The organism is Winogradskyella sp. (assembly GCF_013042245.1).
Lineage (GTDB): Bacteria > Bacteroidota > Bacteroidia > Flavobacteriales > Flavobacteriaceae > Winogradskyella.
The window spans coordinates 1-20,699 of sequence record NZ_JABDQL010000120.1; the positions used below are offsets into that span (position 1 = coordinate 1).

Sequence of the window (20,699 nt, forward strand, 5' to 3'; positions counted from 1 at the left end):
CATTTACTATTTCCTGTCGCTCAAATAATTCGAGGCTTTTGAAGTATTCTGTGAAATTTTGTGGTATCATGACTTTCGTTTTTAATAAAATACAACTTATTTAAGTCATATTATAGAATATAGCCATAAATTTCTATTGTTTTGAAAAAATAAACTTTCAGTAATTATTGAAAGTTTAAAAATTATTGTATATTTGTTCTATGGAATATAAAGAGGCAAAAGATAGATTTATAGGTACTTGGGGAAGCTTGGGTACGCTTTGGGGGATTAATAAAGCCATGGCGCAAATACAAGCACTACTCTTTATTTCTACAAAACCACTTTGTATGGAAGACATTATGGAAGAACTTAAAATTTCTCGTGGTAATACAAGTATGAACTTAAGACAGCTGATGGATTGGGGCATTGTTACTAAGGTTTTAATATCTGGAGAACGTAAAGAGTTTTTTAGCACAGAAAAGGACGTACAAGAGTTAGCGCGAATTATAGCTAAAGAGCGGAGCCGTAGAGAAATAAAGCCTGTGATAAAGGTATTAAAAGAAGTTTCTTCTATTAAAGACGATGGTAGTGAAAAAACAAAAGAATTAATAAAACAAACCAAAGCACTACATAACCTAACACAAGATGCAGATGCTATGATTAACAAATTAATGGATCAAAAACAGAACTGGTTAACAAAGTCTGTTTTTAAACTACTAAAATAAGAGTATTTTTTTAAAAAAAAACTTTCAATAATTTCTGAAAGTTTTAAATATTAAAAATTATGAAAAAATTATTTAAAATTAACTTTATACTAGCTGGCATAACTACTATCCTTTATACAACAATTTATTTAGGCTTGCTATTTTCTATTATACTAGGTTTTGCGCAAGTAATTATGAGTCTTTTTATTCTATATAATTTTAAGTCTTTAACACAGGTAACTAAAGCTTTATTTATTCTTTATTTAATCCCTACAGCTGTAGTATTAACATTAATAATACTGGATAGTTATGGAAATTTGGATAGCCTGGTAGAGATAATTGCGTTTCCAATGACACTAGCTTTTCTTCACTTATATATCACTTACAGAATCAAAAATCAAAAATGAACTATAACCTCATTACATATAGTATCTACTTACCTATAATCATATGTGTTATGATAAAAATTGGTTGGTTGTTTTACAAGAATGGAGAAATATTTCTTTTGAATTTATTTCAGAATAATACTGAGCTGGTTAAAAGCATAAATAACCTTCTTTTGATTGGCTACTACCTCACAAACATCGGTTGTGCGATAATAACAATTTCGTATTGGGAGCAAATTGATTCAATGTTAGAACTTTTGAATTCACTTTCACTAACTCTAGGAAAAATAATAATGCTTTTAGCGCTAATGCATTATAACAATATTTTTTGGCTAAAGCATCTAAATAAATCAAAACTATTAAATCAATAAACTATGGAAAACTCAAAAATCATTATCGGCTACATTATCTATTTAACAATCGTTATTTTCTTAACTATTTACATTTCTAAAATGCTTTTTAAAAATGGAAAGCTATTTATGATAGACATTTTTAAAGGTAAAGAAGATATTGCATTGGCAACTAACAAACTATTTGAAATAGGTTTTTACCTGATTAATATTGGTTTCGCCTTATACATTATGGAAATCTACTATTTCAATAGAAATAATCAAATGAGCTACCAAACATTAATGGAAATTCTCAGTAAAAAGATTGGTGGCTTCACGATTTATTTAGGGATTATGTTATTCCTTAATCTATTCTTATTCTTTAGAGGGAGAAAAAAATCTAGAAGATTTACTACACAAACAACAAAAGTCCTTTAATCATGAAAACACTAATCATAGCAGGCGGAACAGGGTTTTTGGGTCAGATTTTAGAAAACTATTTTAAGGCTAAAGGCTTTACAATTAAAATCTTGACTCGAAAACCCACGAAAAAAAATCACATCTTCTGGGACGGAAAAAACTTGGGCGAATGGTCTAAATTCTTTGAGGATACAGAAGCAGTGATTAATCTAGCTGGTAAATCTGTAGATTGCAGATATACGAAAGAAAACAAAAAGAAAATTTACCACTCACGTATTGATTCTACCAACGTTTTAGGCTTAGCAATAAATCTCTGTGAGTATCCACCAAAATATTGGTTCAATTCTTCTACAGCAACAATCTACAAGGATTCCTACGACAAAGAAATGACTGAAGCCGATGGCGATATTGGCGACGATTTTTCAATGAATATTGCCAAATCTTGGGAAAAAGCATTTAACGAAAATACTAACCCAAAAACTAAAAAAGTAGTATTAAGAACGTCTATTGTTTTTGGTAAAAATGGTGGTGCATACATTCCGCTTAAACGTTTAGTGAGATTTGGATTAGGCGGCAAGCAATGGCACGGCAAGCAAAAAGTAAGTTTTATTCACGAGCTCGATTTTGCAAGAGCCATCGATTTCATTATAACAGAAAATCTTGAAGGTACCTTTAATATAGTTTCCCCAAAACCGATAGATAATAAAACCTTGATGAAAATTATACGAAAAGCTCTAAATATTCCGTTTGGTATTTCTCACCCAAAGTGGCTAGTAGAGTTCGGGGCAAAGCTAATAGGAACAGAAACAGAATTAGTATTAAAAAGTAGGAATATTATTCCTAAACGGTTGTTAGATGAAGGATTTAAATTTAAGTTCGAGAGTATAAATAACGCTGTTAACGCTATACAGCAAACTATATAGAATTGTAATTTTTTATCCTATTTTTAATATTCAAAATCTATGTCTTTATAATGGCAGAACATAAAATAAATCCTAACGATTGGGTTAAACGCTACTCTGATTACCTTTTTAACTACACCATTACGCGTGTTAATGACAGAGGTATTGCTCAAGATTTAATATCCGAAACATTTCTAGCAGGATTAAAGTCTATGGCAAACTTTAAAGGAGAAGCCACTGAACGCACATGGTTAGTTGCCATTTTAAAGCGAAAAATTATTGACCATTACAGGAAAACAAACTCTAATAAAGGGAAAGCAGAAGTACGCATGTCTTACAATAGCGGTTCTGAAACTGAAGGCGATTGGCTAGAAGAACGTGTTGCTGACCCATTTGATAAAACGGCTGAAGACAAGATAGAAAACACTGAGCTTGGTGTTGCTTTACACAACTGCTTGGGTAAATTACCAGAGAAACAAGCTAAGATATTTAAAATGAAAACCTTGTTAAATTATGAAACTGAAGCCATTTGTAATGAAATGGATATTACTGCGTCTAACCTTTGGGTAATTATACATAGAGCCAGAACGGCTATGGCTAGTTGCATGGAAGAAAATTGGTTTTAAAAATATTATGATAAAACTAAAAGTAGAATGTCGCGAAGCAAATCATATTTGTGACAAAAAACAGTACAAAGAAGCATCGTTGAGAGAAAAAATTGTCTTAACCTTTCATTTATTGTATTGTAGAGCTTGTAGAAAATACACAGCTCGTAATACAAAATTGACCAAACTTGTAAAAAACCCTAGAGTAGAAACCTTAAACACCTCAGCTAAGCACAAGTTACAACAAGCTTTTAAAGCAGAATTAAGAAAGCAACAATAAAACTATTAGCCAAAACACTGGAATAGCTTCTACCCAAAAAGCAGTATAATATTTTGATTGCTTTTTTCTAGAAAATGCTAAAAACAAAAGTGTTATTAACGTAATTATTAAAGTTAAAAGTACCGAGTTAGCATCTAATTCGTCTTTAAAAAATTCCAATATTACAAAAACCATAAGCAAAAGCACACCCGTTATTTTGGTTTTTTTTACACCTATTCTTTGAGGTATCGTAGCCAGCTTTAAACTATCATATTGTAAATCTCTAATTTCAAAAGGTAGCATCAAAACTATTACAAAGCAGAACCTTTGAAACAAAATTATCATTACATCTATATTTATAAGATATTTCTCATTAATCAAGGGCATTAACACTGTAACCAAACTCCAAACCAAAGCAATAATATAAACCTTGAGACCTCCAATTTGTCTTAAATTCTGTTGCTTATCAAACAAGAAACGTTTAGGAATTAAAGGTATAGCATATAAAAAAGTGATTACTGCAAGAATACTAACCAAAAAAATTAAATTAGTGCTAAGTTGAAAAAAATAATAACACATTACACCAAAGGCTAAGGCAGAAAAAACTTGGATAATCTTAAGCCAGTTGGCTAAACTTCTATGATGGAATTTTGCCAAGCCAAAGTACTTTACAAAGTTATAGGCAGTAACTGTAGCAAAAAAAACAAAACATAGTACTGATTTAGTATGTGGTAAATTAAATTCTATGAGTGTAACCCACGTCAACGCATAGACTGCTAAAGCTACATGAATACTACTATTTATGTAGAAATTAAAAATAGACCGTATCACCTTCATTATGTAAAAATAGGTAAAGTGTTAATAACACTTATATTCGGTTAAAAACTTTAGTATTCATTAACTAAAAAAAAAGTCATATTACGTACTTTTGTACTTTAAAAAAAGCTACTAAAAAGAATGGACACAACATCTTTCGCATTAAGACACATTGGCCCACGTCCTGAGGAACAAAAAGCCATGTTAAACACCATTGGTGTTACAAGTATAGAGCAATTGGTTTCTGAAACTGTGCCGGCTGATATTCGCCTAAAAAATGACTTGGATTTAGAACCAGCATTGAGCGAGCAGGAATATCTCTCACATATCTACGAGATGTCTAACCTCAACAAGGTTTACAAATCGTATATAGGCATGGGCTATCACCCTTCAAATTTACCATCTGTTATTCAACGTAACATTTTAGAAAGCCCAGGTTGGTATACAGCTTATACACCTTACCAAGCAGAAATTGCGCAAGGGCGTTTAGAAGCTTTGCTTAATTACCAGACTATGGTTATTGATTTAACAGGAATGGAAATAGCAAATGCTTCACTTCTAGACGAAAGTACTGCTGCTGCCGAAGCAATGAGTTTACTTTTTGCCGTAAGAGAACGTAGTCAAAAGAAAGCAGGGGTTAATAAATTTTTTGTCTCAGATTTAGTTTTACCACAAACGATTGCTCTACTAGAAACAAGAGCAACTCCGATTGGTATTCAACTAGTTATCGGTAACGAAACTGAATATAATCTTAATGACGAATTCTTTGGAGCCTTATTACAATATCCCGGTAAAAATGGTCAAATTACAGACATTAGAACTTTTATTGAGCGTGCTAACGCTGAAGGTATAAAAGTTGCCGTAGCAGCTGATGTTTTAAGCTTAGTAAAACTAGAAGCACCAGGAAAATTTGGTGCTGATGTTGTTGTTGGTACCACACAACGTTTTGGAATTCCGATGGGTTATGGCGGTCCACATGCTGCTTATTTTGCAACTAAAGAAGCATATAAGCGTGATTTACCTGGACGTATCATAGGTGTTACAAAAGACCTTGATGGTAAACGTGCTTTACGTATGGCGCTACAAACTAGAGAGCAACACATTAAAAGGGATAGAGCAACATCAAACATTTGCACAGCACAAGTTTTATTAGCTGTAATGGCAGGCATGTATGCTGTTTATCACGGGCCAAAAGGTTTGGAGTTCATTGCCAATAGAGTAAAAAACTCGGCTTCTACTCTAGTAAAATCTTTGGAGAACTTAGGTTTAGAACAAGCTAATTCGCACTATTTTGATACCATAAATATCAAAGCAGATGCGGTTGATGTGAAATATGAAGCTGAAAAAAGAAACATTAATTTTTATTTTCCGGATAGCAACACGGTAACCATTTCTATAAATGAAACCACAACTATTGAAGATTTAAATCAAATTATTGAAATTTTTGAAGCAGTTACTGAAAACACAACTGATAGAATCACAGAAATAAGTTCATCAGAAACAATTCCTGAAGCCTTAAAGCGTCATACAGAATTTTTAATGTTTGATGTTTTCAACTCCTACCATTCTGAAACTGAATTAATGCGCTACATCAAGCGTTTGGAGCGTAAAGATTTAGCATTAAATCATTCAATGATTTCATTAGGTTCTTGTACCATGAAATTAAATGCGGCTTCCGAAATGTTACCATTAAGCTGGTACAGTTGGGGAAACATGCATCCATTTGTACCACAATATCAAGCGACTGGCTACAAGCTAATGTTAAACGCTTTAGAAAATCAACTTACTGAAATTACAGGTTTTGCAGGTACATCCCTACAACCAAATTCTGGTGCACAAGGCGAGTTCGCAGGGCTTATGGTTATAAGAGCATATCATGAATCTCGTGGGGACCACCACAGAAATATCTGTTTAATTCCTTCCTCTGCTCACGGAACAAATCCAGCAAGTGCAGTTATGGCAGGCATGAAAGTGGTTGTAACAAAAGCCTCAGAAAACGGAAACATTGATGTTGATGATTTAAGAAAAAAAGCCGAATTGCATAAAGACAATCTTTCTGCATTAATGGTTACCTATCCATCAACTCATGGTGTTTACGAATCCGCGATTAAAGAAATCACACAAATCATTCACGATAATGGTGGTCAAGTTTACATGGATGGTGCAAATATGAACGCACAAGTAGGGTTAACAAATCCTGGAAATATTGGTGCAGATGTTTGTCATCTTAACTTACATAAAACATTCGCTATACCTCATGGTGGTGGTGGACCAGGTGTTGGACCTATCTGTGTTGCAGAACAATTGGTTCCTTTTTTACCTGGTAGTCCCATGTTAAAAACTGGCGGACACCAATCTATAACAGCAATTTCTGCTGCACCCTTTGGTTCGGCATTAGCATGTCTTATTTCTTATGGCTACATTAAAATGTTGGGAGCTAAAGGACTTAAAAAGTCTACTGAAGTTGCCATTTTAAATGCCAATTATATAAAAGAGCGTTTGGAAGGCTATTACCCAACTTTATATACTGGCGAAAACGGAAGAGCAGCACACGAAATGATTATAGACTGTAGAGCGTTTAAAGAAAAAGGTATCGAAGTCGTTGACATAGCTAAACGTTTAATGGATTATGGGTTCCACGCTCCAACAGTATCTTTTCCTGTTGCGGGCACTATGATGATTGAGCCAACCGAAAGTGAAAGTAAAGCCGAAATGGACCGTTTTTGTGACGCTATGATTTCCATTAGAGAAGAAATTGAAACTGTAAATAAAGACGAACCAAATAACGTTCTAAAAAACGCTCCACATACTTTACAAATGCTAACTTCAAATGAGTGGTTATTTCCGTATTCTAGAGAAAAAGCAGCCTATCCTCTGGATTATGTTGCAGAGAACAAGTTTTGGCCTACAGTAAGGCGTGTTGATGAAGCTTACGGAGACCGAAATTTAATTTGTAGCTGTGCTCCTATTGAAGCTTACGCAGAAGCATAATATAGACTTTTAAAAGCATCCTTTTAGGATGCTTTTTTTTAATTCTTTTAAAAAAACTAAGGAAATATTAAGAATATCAAAAAAAAATACTTTATTGTAACATACAGAGTCTACAAAACGATTAATTGTTTAGATTAGTAGATTAGATAAATAAATCATATTTAATATGGCTATTAAGATTACAGGAACAGGAAGTTGGATACCAAAAAGTATTGAACGTAATGAAGATTTTCATCAGCATGAGTTTTTAAATACAGATGGTTCTAAAATTGAATATCCAAATGAAGTTATTGTCGATAAATTCAAAGCAATAACAGGTATTAGTGAGCGCCGTTATGCAGATGAACAACTAACCTCTTCTGACTTAGGCTTTTTAGCAGCTCAAAAAGCTATCGATGATGCAAACATCGATATGGAAACTATAGATTATATCATCTGTGCTCATAATTTTGGTGACGTAAAACACAACACAGTACAAAGTGATATATTACCTTGCTTAGCTTCGAGAATTAAACACCGCTTGCGTATTAAAAATCCAAAATGTGTGGCCTACGATATCTTATTTGGTTGTCCAGGTTGGGTCGAAGGTGTTATTCAAGCTCAAGCATTCATAAAAGCTGGCATGGCAAAACGATGTTTGGTTATAGGAAGTGAAACTTTGTCCAGAGTAGTTGATAAATACGATAGAGACTCCATGATATATTCTGACGGAGCAGGCGCTAGTATAATTGAAGCTACCGACGAAGAAGGTGGAATTTTAGCACACGAAACTGCATCTTTTACTTACGATGAAGCCTATTATTTATTCTTCGGTAAATCAAATAATAAAAGTGACCTCACAGATACCCGCTACATAAAAATGCACGGTCGTAAAATTTATGAATTTGCGTTAACAAACGTAGCACAAGCTATGAAAGACTGCTTAGAAAAAAGTGGCATTGACATTTCTGAAGTTAAAAAAATACTCATTCATCAAGCCAACGAAAAAATGGATGAAGCCATTGTTAAACGTTTTTACAGGTTACATAAAGCTAAAATGCCAGAAGGTATCATGCCCATGAGTATTCATAAATTAGGAAATAGCTCTGTAGCAACCGTACCGACGCTCTTTGACTTAATAAGAAATAATAAATTAGAAAATCACCAGATTAACAAAGGTGATGTTGTTATTTTTGCAAGCGTTGGCGCTGGTATGCATATTAATGCTATCGTCTACAGATATTAACTGTAATTCTGTTTTCAGAACTCTGCCATGTACAAATATTTTCCGCATAAGCGCTATAAGCACACGCTCAAGTTTTTAGAATCTCATATTTCAACTTCTGAAACAATTTTAGACTTGGGTATAGAAAACCCTTTTACAAAAGTGATGAAAGACTATGGGTATAAAGTTAGCAATACCGATGGTGAAGATTTGGACGAAGACACCTCTACTATTCAAAATTCTAAAGCTACAGTAGTAACTGCGTTTGAAATATTTGAACATTTACTATCCCCATATTCCGTTTTAAAATCAATAAAAGCAGACAAATTAGTTGCTAGTATCCCAATGAGATTGTGGTTTTCTCCAGCTTACCGAAGTAAAACAGATATGTGGGATAGGCATTACCACGAGTTTGAGGATTGGCAGTTCGATTGGTTACTTAAAAAAACAGGTTGGAAAGTTATAGCAACCGATAGGTGGACCAATCCAACAAAAAAGATTGGCATAAGACCAATACTCCGTTGGTTTACACCACGCTATTATATTGTTTTTGCCGAACGCATAAAAAATACCAATGACTAAATTCTAAATTCCAAATCGGTTTGTTTAGATTTGAATTAAGAAATTTAAAGTTTGAAATTCTACATCATCATTCCTGCTCATAATGAAGAAGATTCTATTGCTCTAACATTGGAGTCATTAGCCTGCCAAACCCATTTACCCACTAAAGTTGTTGTTGTCAACGACAATTCCACCGACAAAACATCGGATATAATAAAAAGATTTACTGAAAAATATGATTGGATGACGAGCATAACTATTTCTTCTTCAAACAAACATATTCCTGGCGCTAAGATTATCAATGCTTTTTATAAAGGTTTTGAAACCTTGGATGATACATACGATATCATCTGTAAATTTGATGCTGATATTATTTTACCGACAAATTACTTAAAAAGACTTACTGAAATATTTTCTAAAAATGAAAACGTTGGAATTGCTGGAGGATTAGCTTACATCAAAAAAAATGACCAATGGATTTATGAAAATATTTCAAATAAAAATCACGTCCGTGGTCCATTTAAAGCCTATCGAAAAGAATGCTTTGAGGCTATTGGTGGTCTTAAAAATTCTATAGGCTGGGACACCGTTGACACCTTACTTGCTAAATACTATGATTGGGAAGTAAAAACTGACCATAACCTCATAATAAAACACCTTAAGCCAACAGGGAACTCCTACACAAAAGCTTCAAAATATTTACAAGGCGAAGCCCTTTACAAAATGCGCTATGGCTTTATAATTACGCTCATATCTGCATTTAAAATGGCATATAAAAAACAAAATTTAAACACTTTCTTTAACTACATTGTAGGTTACTTTAAAGCCTCAGAACACATAGTCACAAAAGAAGAAGGAAAATTTATAAGAAAGCTACGATGGCGTGGAGTTTTTGGGAAAGCAACCTAATCCAAAACAAACTCCAAAGTCATACCTGTAGCACCATTAGGGAAACTAATCCCTAAAAGCGCAGAAATAGTAGGTGCGATATCTGGAATTACTGTTTTTTGTAGTGTTTCACCTTTTTTAATACCTTTCCCAAAGAATAATAACGGTACGTGTGTATCGTAGTTAAGTCCACTTCCATGTGTTGAGCCTGTTTTGCTGTATGATATGTGAGCTACATCATTTACAAAAATAATATCTCCCGAACGCTTTTGGTTAAAACCTTGTTGCAATAGGGCTTCAATACCAGTTGTAAAGCTTGCAGTACTTAAGGTTTTTGCCGTATATACTTTTGAAATATTATCGTACTTAATTTGTTCGTTAGCAATATCCTCCTGCACTTCAAAAAGCTTTAAACCCAAAGAGTCAATGACTTTTCTATTTAAAAAAACCTGACTGTTTGATACACTTTCAACAATATCTTTAGTTGCATATTTTTTATTCAAAAAAGCCATAAATTTTTCTTTTCTAGAGTCATTGTCTAAATATCCTGCAGGAATTTTTACGGATTGCAAATAAGAAGGCACATCAACTGCGCCATGATCAGCTGTTAAAAATACAGTGTATTCGCCAACTCCAACTTCAGCGTCTAAAAATTGAAAAAAACGCTCTAAATCTTTATCTAAGCGTATGTAAGTATCTTCAACCTCTTTAGAATTGACACCAAAATTATGACCTACATAATCTGTTGACGAATAGCTTAAGGTTAATACATCTGTGATAGTATCTAATCCTAAATTTTCACCTTTTACAGCAGCCATAGCAAAATCTGTGGTTAAACTATTGCCATACGCTGTAGCTTTTAAGATATCAAAACCTCCGTTATCATCTTTGAGTTTGGCTAAATTATAAGGAAATATTGCTTTTTCCTTTCCTTTAAAACCACCTTCAAAATTATTTTCATCGTCGCCACTTTCAATATATGTCTCTATATTATAATACGTGTCCCATATTTTTAAATAAGATTCAGCTATATCAGACTCGTTAAATTTAGTAACCCATTTTGGTAGCGTATTTTGATAAAATGTACTTGTTATCCAGACACCTTCATCTTTTCCATGAAACCAGTAAGCTGCGTCAGCTGTATGACCTGCTGGCAAAATTGCACCTCTATCTTTAATAGCAACGCCTATAGTTTTTCCTCGCATTTGTGTAAATAACCTATTCTCGTCTGCAAAACTCGTCGTCAGCATTCTGTGCGGAGACATTTGTCCTGCAGTACTTTTTGTACCAACAGAAACGACGCCTTCATCACCAGCACAATAGACCGTCTCTTTAGTTTCTTTATCGTACCAATTGTTAGAAATAATACCGTGATACTTAGGCGTTGTTCCTGTAAAAATCGAAGCGTGACCTGGTCCTGTATACGTCGGTACATAATTAAAATGGTTGTTCTTACAATTGAATCCTTCATTCATCATTCGTTTAAAACCGCCTTCACCAAATTTTGAATCAAATCGGGTCAAATAATCATATCGCATTTGGTCTACGACAATACCAACTACAAGTTTTGGGTTTTTAGATTCAGACAGCGTAACAGTGCTCGTATTACTTGATTCAATTTTTTGGGCGTTACACGATAAAATTGCAAAGCCAAAGAATAATAAAAGGGCGATTTTTTTCATTTTTATTTAAGTACTAATAGACTACAAAAATAAGAGATTTAAAACGATGTTAATTTAATAAAATAGTAATTAACGAAGAGTTTTTCATAATTTAGCAGTAACAAATACTTAGATGAAGTACCTGCACAATATTGGTGTCTATTTTTTGATGATTAAGGATATGTTTCGCAAGCCTACCAAATGGTCGGTTATGCGAACGCTTATTTTTAAAGATATTGATGATTTAATCATCAACTCATTAGGTATTGTGGCTTTTATCTCATTTTTTGTGGGTGGTGTTGTTGCCATACAAACTTCACTTAACATATCTAATCCACTTATTCCAAAGTATTTAGTTGGCTTTGCAACTAGGCAATCTATTATACTAGAATTTGCACCTACATTTATCTCTATAATTATGGCTGGTAAAGTAGGCTCTTTTATAACCTCGAGTATAGGCACAATGCGTGTGACTGAACAAATAGACGCACTAGAAGTTATGGGAATTAACGCTCTAAATTATCTAGTGTTTCCTAAATTTGTTGCATTGACCCTATATCCTTTTATCATCTCAATCGCCATGTTTTTAGGGGTTTTGGGAGGACTTGCCGCTTGCGTTTATGGAGGTTATGGAACATTAGAAGATTATATTGAAGGAATACAAACCGATTTCATCCCTTTTCATATCATATATGCTTTTGCTAAAACACTAGTTTTTGCTTTTTTATTAGCCACAATACCCTCGTTTTATGGCTACTATATGAAAGGAGGCGCATTGGAAGTTGGTAAAGCTAGTACTACTAGTTTTGTGTGGACTAGTGTCGTCATTATATTGGCAAATTACTTTTTAACAAGTTTACTTTTGGGCTAATGATAGAAGTTAAAAACTTACATAAATCGTTTGGAGACGCTCATATATTAAAAGGTATTAGCACCACTTTTGAGAAAGGTAAAACCAACCTTATCATAGGACAAAGTGGCTCTGGAAAAACAGTATTTCTGAAATGTCTTTTGGGTCTTTTTGAATATGAACAGGGAAGTATTGCTTATGAAGGTAGAATTATGAGTAATCTTACACCTAACGAAAAAAGAGATTTACGTTCGCAGATAGGTATGGTATTTCAAGGCAGCGCTTTATTTGATTCTATGACTATTGCTGAGAACGTAATGTTTCCACTCAAAATGTTTACCAAACAAAATCAAAGCGAAATGCAAGACCGTGTAGATTTTGTTTTGAATCGTGTAAATTTATCTGATGCTCACGACAAAATGCCCAGCGAAGCTTCTGGTGGTATGCAAAAACGTGTAGCTATTGCTCGTGCGATTGTAAATAACCCTAAGTATTTATTTTGTGATGAACCTAATTCTGGATTAGACCCAAAAACAGCAATAGTTATTGATAATCTCATCCAAGAAATTACAGACGAGTATCAAATGACAACCGTTATCAATTCTCATGACATGAATTCTGTTATGGAAATCGGTGAAAAAATTGTCTTTCTAAAAGATGGTCTAAAAGAATGGGAAGGCTCTAAGGAAACTATTTTTAAGACTGATAACGAATCTGTTACAGACTTTGTTTACTCGTCTAACCTATTTAAAAAAGTAAGACGTATGTATATTGAAGAAAATCAGTAATCATAATATTTAGTTACGCTTTATTTTTACCTTGTCTGTCTTTAAAACTTCTTTTAACCATGAGTGTAATTCTTTCTCTTTTACTAAAACTAAACTGTCATTTAAAGTAGCTTTCCAAGCTATGTTAGCAACACTAAGAGTATCGACTTTTATAAAATCTTTAGATTCTAACATTTTACCATAACTGAAATACTCTATATCTATAAATCTAATTTTGGCATCTTTGGCCAAGGTAGAAAAAGCGATATCTTCTTTACTAGTATTAGCTTCAAGTTGTTGGTTAAGTCCTGAAATGTTTTTTTGAAGCTGATCTATTTCTTTATGTAAACCTGAAATAATATTATCTTTTCTATCTAGTTCGCTAATGGCTCTGTCATAAGCATCTGAAATTTTATCGATACTTCTATTTTTGTTGCCACTAATTATCAACTCAAAATCTTTAATGTTTTCATAGCCTCTAAGTTCATTTCGCAAATCAGCATCTGTTGCATCAGTAATCTCACCATTAAAGTAGAGTGTTATCTTTTTGGCATTGTAATCTGGTGTCCCATCTTGAAACCAGAGCGCTCGATTTTCTTTAATTTCATTTTTGACAAAATTTTTATAATCGTTTTCAAGTTTTGTTTGTTTCAGGACTTTTACAAAAGTTATCGTTGGATATATCATAACTAAGACTGCCACAACCCATGCAATTCTCGAAATTCTTTTACGCTTAGAAGAATTAGCATATCTAAGCATTGGAAAGCGTAATATTTTTAATACTAAAAATGTCGCTAATGCAATAAAAATGGTATTGATAGTAAATAAATTAAGTGCACCTCCAAAGAATTCCAAACCATTTTCACTGCCTCTCAACCATATTGCTAAACCATAACCAGCTGTACAAAGTGGTGGCATTAATGCTGTTGCAATAGCAACTCCAAAAATAACAGAGGCTATGGTTCCTTTTTTAGTTCTTGCTATAATAAGTGCTAGTCCACCAAAAAAAGCGATAAGTACATCTCTAATGTCTGGTGACTTCCTACCTAAAAGCTCTGAAGTCTCTTCTCTCAAAGGAAAGATAAAGAAGAATAAAAATGCAGTCAGCAAACTTAACACTATCATTATGGCTAAGTTTATTAAAGACCTTTTTAGTGTATCTACATCATTAATAGCGATAGAAAGACCAACACCTAAGATTGGACCCATTAATGGAGAAATTAACATAGCTCCGATAACGACTGCTGTAGAGTCTGCATTAAGACCGACAGAAGCTACAAAAATTGAACATATTAAAATCCAAGCAGTAGCGCCTTTAAAAGAAATATCTGCCTTAATTGCAGCAATAGTAGCATCTCTATCAGTATCTTCTCTGAAATCAAGTAACTCACTAAGAAATCCAGAAACACTTTGAAAAAGTCCCTTAGCATCCTTTTTTACTGCTTCTTTTTTTTCTTCAACAACCTTGTCTTTATCAAGTTGTTGTTGCTCCTCATCAGCAAAATTAAATTTATTTTCTTCGCTCATATTTAACCATATTGTTCTCCATATTTGTCTTTTACAGACTGGAGTACTTTTTTAATATCTTGCTCTTTTTCTTTAGGAAAGATAAGTAAAACTTCGTCTTTATCCACGATTATATAATCCTTGAGACCATCAACAACTACCACTTTATCTGTTTTGGTGCGAATCATATTTCCTGATGCATCTTTAACTAAAGTTTTAGCATTGATTACTGCGTTTTTAGAATCATCCTTATCTAGCTTATCGTAAAGACTTCCCCATGTACCTAAATCATTCCAATCAAAAGTTACAGGAATAACATAAACATTTTGGCTCTTTTCCATAATGGCATAGTCGACCGAAATATTTTCTGCCTTTGGATAATTTTCAGAAATGAAATCGTCTTCAAATTCTGTGTTGTAGACTTGAAATCCTTTTTGAAAAAGCTGAAATAATTCTGGTTGATTATTTTGAAATGCAGCAACTACTGTTTTTACGCTCCATATAAAAATTCCTGCATTCCAAAGGAAATTCCCTTGTCTTAGAAATGATTTTGCAGTGTCATAATCTGGTTTTTCACGAAATTGGTTTACCGGCTTTATATTAGAATTTGAATCTTTATCAAATTCTATATAACCATAACCTGTATTTGGAAATGTGGGTGTAATACCCAATGTCATTAAAGTATCATTATTAGAGCAAAAATCAAATGCTTGCTTTACGTTTTCAGAAAAAGCATTCTCATCCTCAATCCAATGGTCACTTGGCGCAACAATCATAACTGCATTGGGATTTTCTTTCTGAATTTTAAGAGATGCATACAAAATACAGGGTGCTGTATTTCGCATCGCTGGTTCTAAAACCACTTGACGTTTGGTTACACTTGGCAGCTGTTCTAAAACCAAATCGTTATAGCGCTCATTGGTTAGAATGAATATATTTTCTTCTGGAATGAGATTCGACAAACGGTCGAATGTTTTTTGGATTAAAGTATCACCCGTCCCTAACATATCATGAAATTGCTTTGGATAATCTTGCGTGCTCACCGGCCAAAATCTAGACCCTACTCCACCTGCCATTAAAATGGCATAATAATTATTATTCTTCATATTTATGACAAAACATTTCTACAGAACTTCGACTAAACTCATTGAATAATCTAGGCAAAATTCATTCTAAAACCTCAACTTCAGCGTTGGGATTAAACAAATATAGTTTACCTGAATTTAACTCTACACATTCAAAACGTTTTCTTCGTTTTACCCCTTTTCTAAATATACGTCCGTTGTAGAGCTTAAATGTTACACCTTCTGGAATTTCAAAAACGTAAGTTTTATCATTTTCAGCATCATAACTCTTTAATGCTAAAGCCAATCTTGTATCTGTATCACTTGACGCCTTTGGGTTTTTAAAATGATTAGCTAAAAGTGGAAGAAGATTATTTGGAAATATTTCAGGACACAAAAAAGGTAACATCAAATGTTGAAAAGTTTGTTTCCACTCTTTTCCATGAGGCTTTATAAAACTACCAAATTTTTGGTAAGCTTCTAGATGGGCAATCTCATGTATTAGCGTAATTAAAAAGCGGTAAGGATTTAAATTAGAGTTTACAGTTATTTGATGCATTCCGTTTGGCAATTTGCGGTAGTCGCCATGCCTGGTTTTACGTTCTGCTTTAACCTTGACCTGTAAATTATCTGTACTTATTAAATTATTAATAAGGGATTTTGCTTCTAAGGGAATATAGTCTAAAAGTGTTTGTTGCATTAAAATAAAGATAACTTTTATTACTATTTACTAACTACAACCATTTTAGAATTACCATTTACGCTAAGCATATATAAGCCAGACTCCGCATTATTCAGTGTTATTTTTGTAATGCCGCTATTAGCATCATAATCTCTATTTACTACATCAATCTTACGACCTCTAATATCGAAAATCTGAATGTTATCAACGGCTAATGTTTTAGTAATAAAAAACTGCTGAGTACTCGTCGGATTAGGATAAATCTTCTGTTCTAAAATATTCTCATCCTGATTATCTACACTTGCCTCAAAATATGGTAAAGCAAATGCAAAGGTTTCATCTGCTACTTTCTGTCCTATAAATCGTCCTGGAATATCATCGGCTGGTGGATGAATACCGCCCCAGATACGAGATAAACTAGTTTGGTCTGATGCATCTCTATATGTTGCCCATTGCAAAACGACATCTTGAGAAGGTCCTTTTTCAAATACTAAAAACTCATCTTTATTTGCCACAAATTCTCCAACTCCACCAGGAAAAAATGGGTCTCCTGTTAATTTTGTTAAGATTTCAGATGCTGCTCTTGAGAACGTGGAATGTCCTGAGACATAGCCCGCAAAAGGTGGCGTAACAAAAGTCGGTCGCTGATAAGGGTACCAATCCTCTGCTAAAATCCAACCAACACCTGCAGTATCTGTACTTGGGTCATTAATGAAATCATGACCTCTCCATGTAAATAATTTAATTTTACCAACGTTCTGCCCAAAAAAACCTGCTAACGGGTCACCAGCTTGAACTTCTTCAATATAACCAGGAATTAAATTAAACCCATTTATGTCATTACCTGCTTGTTCATCTCCCATATACCTGATTGCTGAAATTGGTCTCACATAATCATACCAACCCTTTACACTCCATGCTGCTATTGCAGAGTCATGCATAGCTCCACCTAGTATAAAGTAAGCTTTAACATCCCACTCCAAAGCATCCAAAATCTCTCCTTGGCCTTCAAAACGTTTTTCAAATAACGGATGGTCATTTACATAATTTAAAATTGTAAACCAATGACCTGGCGGTGTTTCAGAATCTGGCCCATCTGCCCAAAATTCTGCTAAGACCCTAGCATAATCAGCTCTCGAAACTACATTAGACGAATACGCAGTAGATGTCACTGGATTAACTGCGTGACCAGTACCTATTATATCACCGCCATTAAAAAAATCATAAAATAAAGGATAATCCGCAGCATCTGTTGGAAAATTTTCTATATCTGTATTTCCGATTGCTCCAGGAGAAATATCAATCATAACACCGTCTGCTGGATCCATATGAGATTGCCAGACTGAAACCATAGAAAAACCCCATTTATATTGCTCACTTTCTGTATCTTCTGTGGTGGCATTTAACATGGGTGGTGCCTGCGGATCATGATACACTTTATAATTATTACCATCTCTTGTAAAGATTGTCGCGTCTTGCTCTTTTAAAGCAAAGCCTTTAACATTACCCCATTCTGGACTTAAAAATTCTGGTACGTTTCCATCTACAACATTTCCACCTTGATCAATAAAGATATCCAAACCTAAAGGTTGCCATCTGTTTGGGTCAACCATTGGCGGGTTATCTGCAAACTCCAAACCATAAGGCTGGTTAATTGGCTCATAATATGCGTTATCAAAACCCGTAGCTTCTCGAGAACCATCTTGCAAACCATAATCAATTATAGTTTGCGCTACATAATTTCCAAACTCTGCTGCATCACCTGAAGTATAATTTAATGATGTAATCGTTGTATCGTAACCTAAACTACTCATTAATATATCCATTCTATCTTGATTTGCTTGTGCACCAGGCGAATTTTGAAAACGGTAAGACATCAATCTATACATCGCATAACTAATTGCCTTTTTAATAGACTCTTCATTAGACTCTAAAGATGTAAAATTATCTAAACTACTGGTAAATCCATTAATCGTATTTCCTATTAAGTATGGAGTTGCCTTATCGCTATTGTAAACTGCCCAAACATCGAACATAGCTGCACTTGTATGAAATAAGTTACGTGCATGAATAGTAGGTCGTGCAAAATCTCCTCTTATAGCGCTTAACAATATTTCATTCCATAGACGGGAGATTGAAATATTATCTGGTAAATCATTTGCTGATAGCGTAACGTTGATAGTCTCAGTTAAGCTTGAGCAATTATTTTGTGTTTCTGTTACTGAAATTGCGCCCTGAGGCTCAACTTCCCATAGAACATTAATACTATTTGTTCCTTGGCCGCTTAATAATATACCGCCTTCCACATGCCAATTGGCAGTAGAACTTGAAGCAATTGCATAAGAGTAGGTTTCTACACTATAATAGGCAACATCGGTACTACCAATTATTGATTGTGAAGGTAAGTAAGAGCAAGAACCATCCTCTAGGGTAGCCAAAGGATTGTAGTTACATGAAATTGGGTCTGTACAACCATACATTTTTTGACTTGGTATAATATTTAAATTCGAAATCGAACTTCCTTCAATTGCCAAGAATGTAGCGTTTATAGTTAAAGTAGTACTTACACTATCATAGGTTTCAACTAATCCTGAAGGCCAAGAAATCTCAATCGAAGTAATTATAGTTTCATCATCAAGACCAAAATGAAGTGCTTGAATACTTTGTCCTAGAAAGCCTACTCCAGAATGATATCTACTAATAGTTCCTGTTGATGTTGTTAATTTTACTATTGTACCAATTGCATCTCGGTTAGATGTTGTTCCCTGTAATTTTAATTTGAAATAATTTTTTTCTGCTAAAGCATCATCAAAATTAAGAAGTGTGTTTTCATACAAAAACGATTTGCCATTACTATTGGTAACAAATAAATCAATATCACCATCATTATCATAATCAAAATCAATGGCCTCAACACTTACCGTTTGTTCATTTAACCCTAAAGTCTCTGAAGCATCTTCGAATGTATTGTTAGCTTGGGAAATCAAATTCCTAAAGTAGAAATTTGACTCTGCACCACGTGTAGCGGTTTCAAAACCATTGACTATAAATAAATCTTCGTCTCCATCTAAATCAAAATCAGAAAAACGAGTACCTCTTGCCCATAATGAATTACCAACACCAAGAGCTGAAGCGTTTTCAGTAAAGGTATTATCACCATCGTTAGTGTATAATGCATTAGCATCAACTCCAGTTATAAATATGTCAAAAAATCCATCACCATTATAATCACCAACCGTAATACCAGTTTCGCCTATAGCTGTATTTACACCATAAGTTGAAGCTTGATTTAAGAATGTTCCTGCTGAATTTATAAAAAGATCATTGCTTTGCTGAAGGTAATGTGGTGCTAATAAATCTAAATCACCATCAGAATTAAAATCGAAAGGTAGAGCTGTATAACTTGCCAAACCTGACGAAACTTCTATTCCTGATGTTGTAGTTACGTTAGTAAACGTATTGTTACCATTGTTTCTATAAAGCTGATTGGTGCCACAGGTATTCCAATCGTTAATATAGATATCCAATAAACCATCATTATCGTAATCAAACCAAGTTGCTCCCATATTCCGGCAACTACTTAAATCATCAAAGCCTGATATTGAAGTAATATTTACAAACGTTCCATTACCTAAATTTCTCCATAGTTGTACCTTAAAAGAATATGTAAGAAATAAATCTGGAAAGCCGTCATTATTGTAGTCGCCCCAAGAAGCACCATTTTTTTGGCCATCTAAACCCTCAAAATTCGCACCAGCTTCTGCTGGCAATAATAGGTCTGTAAACCCTGCTAACGCAGTAACATCTGTAAAAGAACCGTCATTATTATTTCTAAATAATCGACTAAGTGTTTTTGGAGAGTTCTCATCATCAGGAGATTTTGCAACGACAAAAATATCAAGGTCGTTATCACCATCATAGTCTGCGACAGCAACACCGTTATTTTCTTCAAGAATTCCTAATCCTACAATCTCTTCTACGCGATTAAATGTTTGAGCACCCAACATTTGGACTGAAAAACAAAACATCAGCAGTAAAGCTAAATGATTTTTGAGTAATTTCTTCAGCATAAAAACAAATTTTTACGAATATAAAAATTAGTCTTAAATAATTGTTAATACAACT

Annotated in this window: 17 protein-coding genes; 11 read left to right on the forward strand and 6 right to left on the reverse strand. The window is 33.9% G+C overall.

What is annotated here, in order from left to right; translation table 11 throughout:
• Positions 1-200: 200 nt before the first annotated feature.
• From HKP48_RS09420 to HKP48_RS09440, 5 genes are all read left to right on the forward strand, one after another.
• On the forward strand, positions 201-704 hold the full coding sequence (locus HKP48_RS09420; RefSeq protein WP_296345192.1) for an ArsR family transcriptional regulator: 504 nt from the start codon (positions 201-203) through the stop codon (positions 702-704).
• A 739-nt stretch (positions 705-1,443) separates the two neighbouring features.
• A complete protein-coding gene (locus HKP48_RS09425; RefSeq protein ID WP_296345194.1) occupies positions 1,444-1,836 on the forward strand; it encodes a hypothetical protein in 393 nt (130 codons plus the stop codon).
• Between the two features lie 2 nt (positions 1,837-1,838).
• On the forward strand, positions 1,839-2,741 hold the full coding sequence (locus HKP48_RS09430) for a TIGR01777 family oxidoreductase (protein WP_296345196.1): 903 nt from the start codon (positions 1,839-1,841) through the stop codon (positions 2,739-2,741).
• A 50-nt stretch (positions 2,742-2,791) separates the two neighbouring features.
• On the forward strand, positions 2,792-3,346 hold the full coding sequence (locus HKP48_RS09435) for a sigma-70 family RNA polymerase sigma factor (RefSeq protein WP_296345197.1): 555 nt from the start codon (positions 2,792-2,794) through the stop codon (positions 3,344-3,346).
• A 7-nt stretch (positions 3,347-3,353) separates the two neighbouring features.
• Positions 3,354-3,605: a hypothetical protein gene (locus HKP48_RS09440; RefSeq protein ID WP_296345198.1), complete on the forward strand. Its 252-nt coding sequence runs from the start codon at positions 3,354-3,356 to the stop codon at positions 3,603-3,605.
• On the opposite strand, the gene HKP48_RS09445 is transcribed toward HKP48_RS09440, so the two are convergent.
• Positions 3,588-4,421: a hypothetical protein gene (locus HKP48_RS09445; protein WP_296345200.1), complete on the reverse strand. Its 834-nt coding sequence runs from the start codon at positions 4,419-4,421 to the stop codon at positions 3,588-3,590. The genes HKP48_RS09440 and HKP48_RS09445 overlap by 18 nt on opposite strands.
• 120 nt (positions 4,422-4,541) lie before the next feature.
• Between HKP48_RS09445 and gcvP the strand changes: the two genes are divergently transcribed.
• From gcvP to HKP48_RS09465, 4 genes are all read left to right on the forward strand, one after another.
• Positions 4,542-7,391 (forward strand): aminomethyl-transferring glycine dehydrogenase, encoded by a 2,850-nt coding sequence (gene gcvP, locus HKP48_RS09450; RefSeq protein ID WP_296345202.1) that lies wholly within the window; start codon positions 4,542-4,544, stop codon positions 7,389-7,391.
• A gap of 166 nt (positions 7,392-7,557) precedes the next feature.
• A complete protein-coding gene (locus tag HKP48_RS09455; RefSeq protein ID WP_296345204.1) occupies positions 7,558-8,616 on the forward strand; it encodes a 3-oxoacyl-ACP synthase III family protein in 1,059 nt (352 codons plus the stop codon).
• A 27-nt stretch (positions 8,617-8,643) separates the two neighbouring features.
• On the forward strand, positions 8,644-9,177 hold the full coding sequence (locus HKP48_RS09460) for a methyltransferase (RefSeq protein WP_296345206.1): 534 nt from the start codon (positions 8,644-8,646) through the stop codon (positions 9,175-9,177).
• A gap of 51 nt (positions 9,178-9,228) precedes the next feature.
• On the forward strand, positions 9,229-10,065 hold the full coding sequence (locus HKP48_RS09465; protein WP_296345208.1) for a glycosyltransferase family 2 protein: 837 nt from the start codon (positions 9,229-9,231) through the stop codon (positions 10,063-10,065).
• Here the strand turns inward: HKP48_RS09465 and pafA are convergent.
• Positions 10,062-11,726, reverse strand: coding sequence for an alkaline phosphatase PafA (gene pafA / locus HKP48_RS09470; RefSeq protein WP_296345210.1), 1,665 nt, complete (start codon positions 11,724-11,726; stop codon positions 10,062-10,064). The two genes, HKP48_RS09465 and pafA, sit on opposite strands and share 4 nt — an antisense overlap.
• 112 nt (positions 11,727-11,838) lie before the next feature.
• Here pafA and HKP48_RS09475 point away from each other — a divergent pair, with 112 nt between their 5' ends.
• Both HKP48_RS09475 and HKP48_RS09480 read left to right on the forward strand, forming a co-directional pair.
• Positions 11,839-12,576: an ABC transporter permease gene (locus HKP48_RS09475; protein WP_296345212.1), complete on the forward strand. Its 738-nt coding sequence runs from the start codon at positions 11,839-11,841 to the stop codon at positions 12,574-12,576.
• Positions 12,576-13,343 (forward strand): ATP-binding cassette domain-containing protein, encoded by a 768-nt coding sequence (locus tag HKP48_RS09480; RefSeq protein WP_296345214.1) that lies wholly within the window; start codon positions 12,576-12,578, stop codon positions 13,341-13,343. Before HKP48_RS09475 ends, HKP48_RS09480 begins: the two co-directional genes overlap by 1 nt.
• A 9-nt stretch (positions 13,344-13,352) precedes the next feature.
• Here the strand turns inward: HKP48_RS09480 and HKP48_RS09485 are convergent, their stop codons facing one another.
• The 4 genes from HKP48_RS09485 to HKP48_RS09500 form a co-directional block, all read right to left on the reverse strand.
• Positions 13,353-14,849 carry a DUF389 domain-containing protein gene (locus HKP48_RS09485; protein WP_296345217.1) on the reverse strand — a complete coding sequence of 499 codons (1,497 nt, stop codon included), beginning with the start codon at positions 14,847-14,849 and terminating at the stop codon, positions 13,353-13,355.
• A gap of 2 nt (positions 14,850-14,851) precedes the next feature.
• Positions 14,852-15,934, reverse strand: coding sequence for a mannose-1-phosphate guanylyltransferase (locus tag HKP48_RS09490; protein ID WP_296345219.1), 1,083 nt, complete (start codon positions 15,932-15,934; stop codon positions 14,852-14,854).
• A 61-nt stretch (positions 15,935-15,995) separates the two neighbouring features.
• Complete coding sequence (locus HKP48_RS09495; RefSeq protein WP_296345222.1) at positions 15,996-16,592, reverse strand: SprT-like domain-containing protein; 597 nt, start codon at positions 16,590-16,592, stop codon at positions 15,996-15,998.
• A gap of 23 nt (positions 16,593-16,615) precedes the next feature.
• Positions 16,616-20,644: an FG-GAP-like repeat-containing protein gene (locus HKP48_RS09500; protein ID WP_296345223.1), complete on the reverse strand. Its 4,029-nt coding sequence runs from the start codon at positions 20,642-20,644 to the stop codon at positions 16,616-16,618.
• Positions 20,645-20,699: the final 55 nt, after the last annotated feature.

What these genes read in the sequence shown, in the direction of transcription:
- HKP48_RS09445 (WP_296345200.1), bottom strand. Translation starts at nt 4,421, where the DNA reads ATGAAGGTGATACGGTCTATTTTTAATTTCTACATAAATAGTAGTATT.
- HKP48_RS09435 (WP_296345197.1), top strand. Translation starts at nt 2,792, where the DNA reads ATGGCAGAACATAAAATAAATCCTAACGATTGGGTTAAACGCTACTCT.
- HKP48_RS09460 (WP_296345206.1), top strand. Translation starts at nt 8,644, where the DNA reads ATGTACAAATATTTTCCGCATAAGCGCTATAAGCACACGCTCAAGTTT.
- HKP48_RS09430 (WP_296345196.1), top strand. Translation starts at nt 1,839, where the DNA reads ATGAAAACACTAATCATAGCAGGCGGAACAGGGTTTTTGGGTCAGATT.
- HKP48_RS09475 (WP_296345212.1), top strand. Translation starts at nt 11,839, where the DNA reads ATGAAGTACCTGCACAATATTGGTGTCTATTTTTTGATGATTAAGGAT.
- HKP48_RS09500 (WP_296345223.1), bottom strand. Translation starts at nt 20,644, where the DNA reads ATGCTGAAGAAATTACTCAAAAATCATTTAGCTTTACTGCTGATGTTT.
- HKP48_RS09480 (WP_296345214.1), top strand. Translation starts at nt 12,576, where the DNA reads ATGATAGAAGTTAAAAACTTACATAAATCGTTTGGAGACGCTCATATA.
- HKP48_RS09495 (WP_296345222.1), bottom strand. Translation starts at nt 16,592, where the DNA reads ATGCAACAAACACTTTTAGACTATATTCCCTTAGAAGCAAAATCCCTT.
- HKP48_RS09425 (WP_296345194.1), top strand. Translation starts at nt 1,444, where the DNA reads ATGGAAAACTCAAAAATCATTATCGGCTACATTATCTATTTAACAATC.
- HKP48_RS09490 (WP_296345219.1), bottom strand. Translation starts at nt 15,934, where the DNA reads ATGAAGAATAATAATTATTATGCCATTTTAATGGCAGGTGGAGTAGGG.
- HKP48_RS09455 (WP_296345204.1), top strand. Translation starts at nt 7,558, where the DNA reads ATGGCTATTAAGATTACAGGAACAGGAAGTTGGATACCAAAAAGTATT.
- gcvP (WP_296345202.1), top strand. Translation starts at nt 4,542, where the DNA reads ATGGACACAACATCTTTCGCATTAAGACACATTGGCCCACGTCCTGAG.
- HKP48_RS09485 (WP_296345217.1), bottom strand. Translation starts at nt 14,849, where the DNA reads ATGAGCGAAGAAAATAAATTTAATTTTGCTGATGAGGAGCAACAACAA.
- pafA (WP_296345210.1), bottom strand. Translation starts at nt 11,726, where the DNA reads ATGAAAAAAATCGCCCTTTTATTATTCTTTGGCTTTGCAATTTTATCG.
- HKP48_RS09440 (WP_296345198.1), top strand. Translation starts at nt 3,354, where the DNA reads ATGATAAAACTAAAAGTAGAATGTCGCGAAGCAAATCATATTTGTGAC.
- HKP48_RS09420 (WP_296345192.1), top strand. Translation starts at nt 201, where the DNA reads ATGGAATATAAAGAGGCAAAAGATAGATTTATAGGTACTTGGGGAAGC.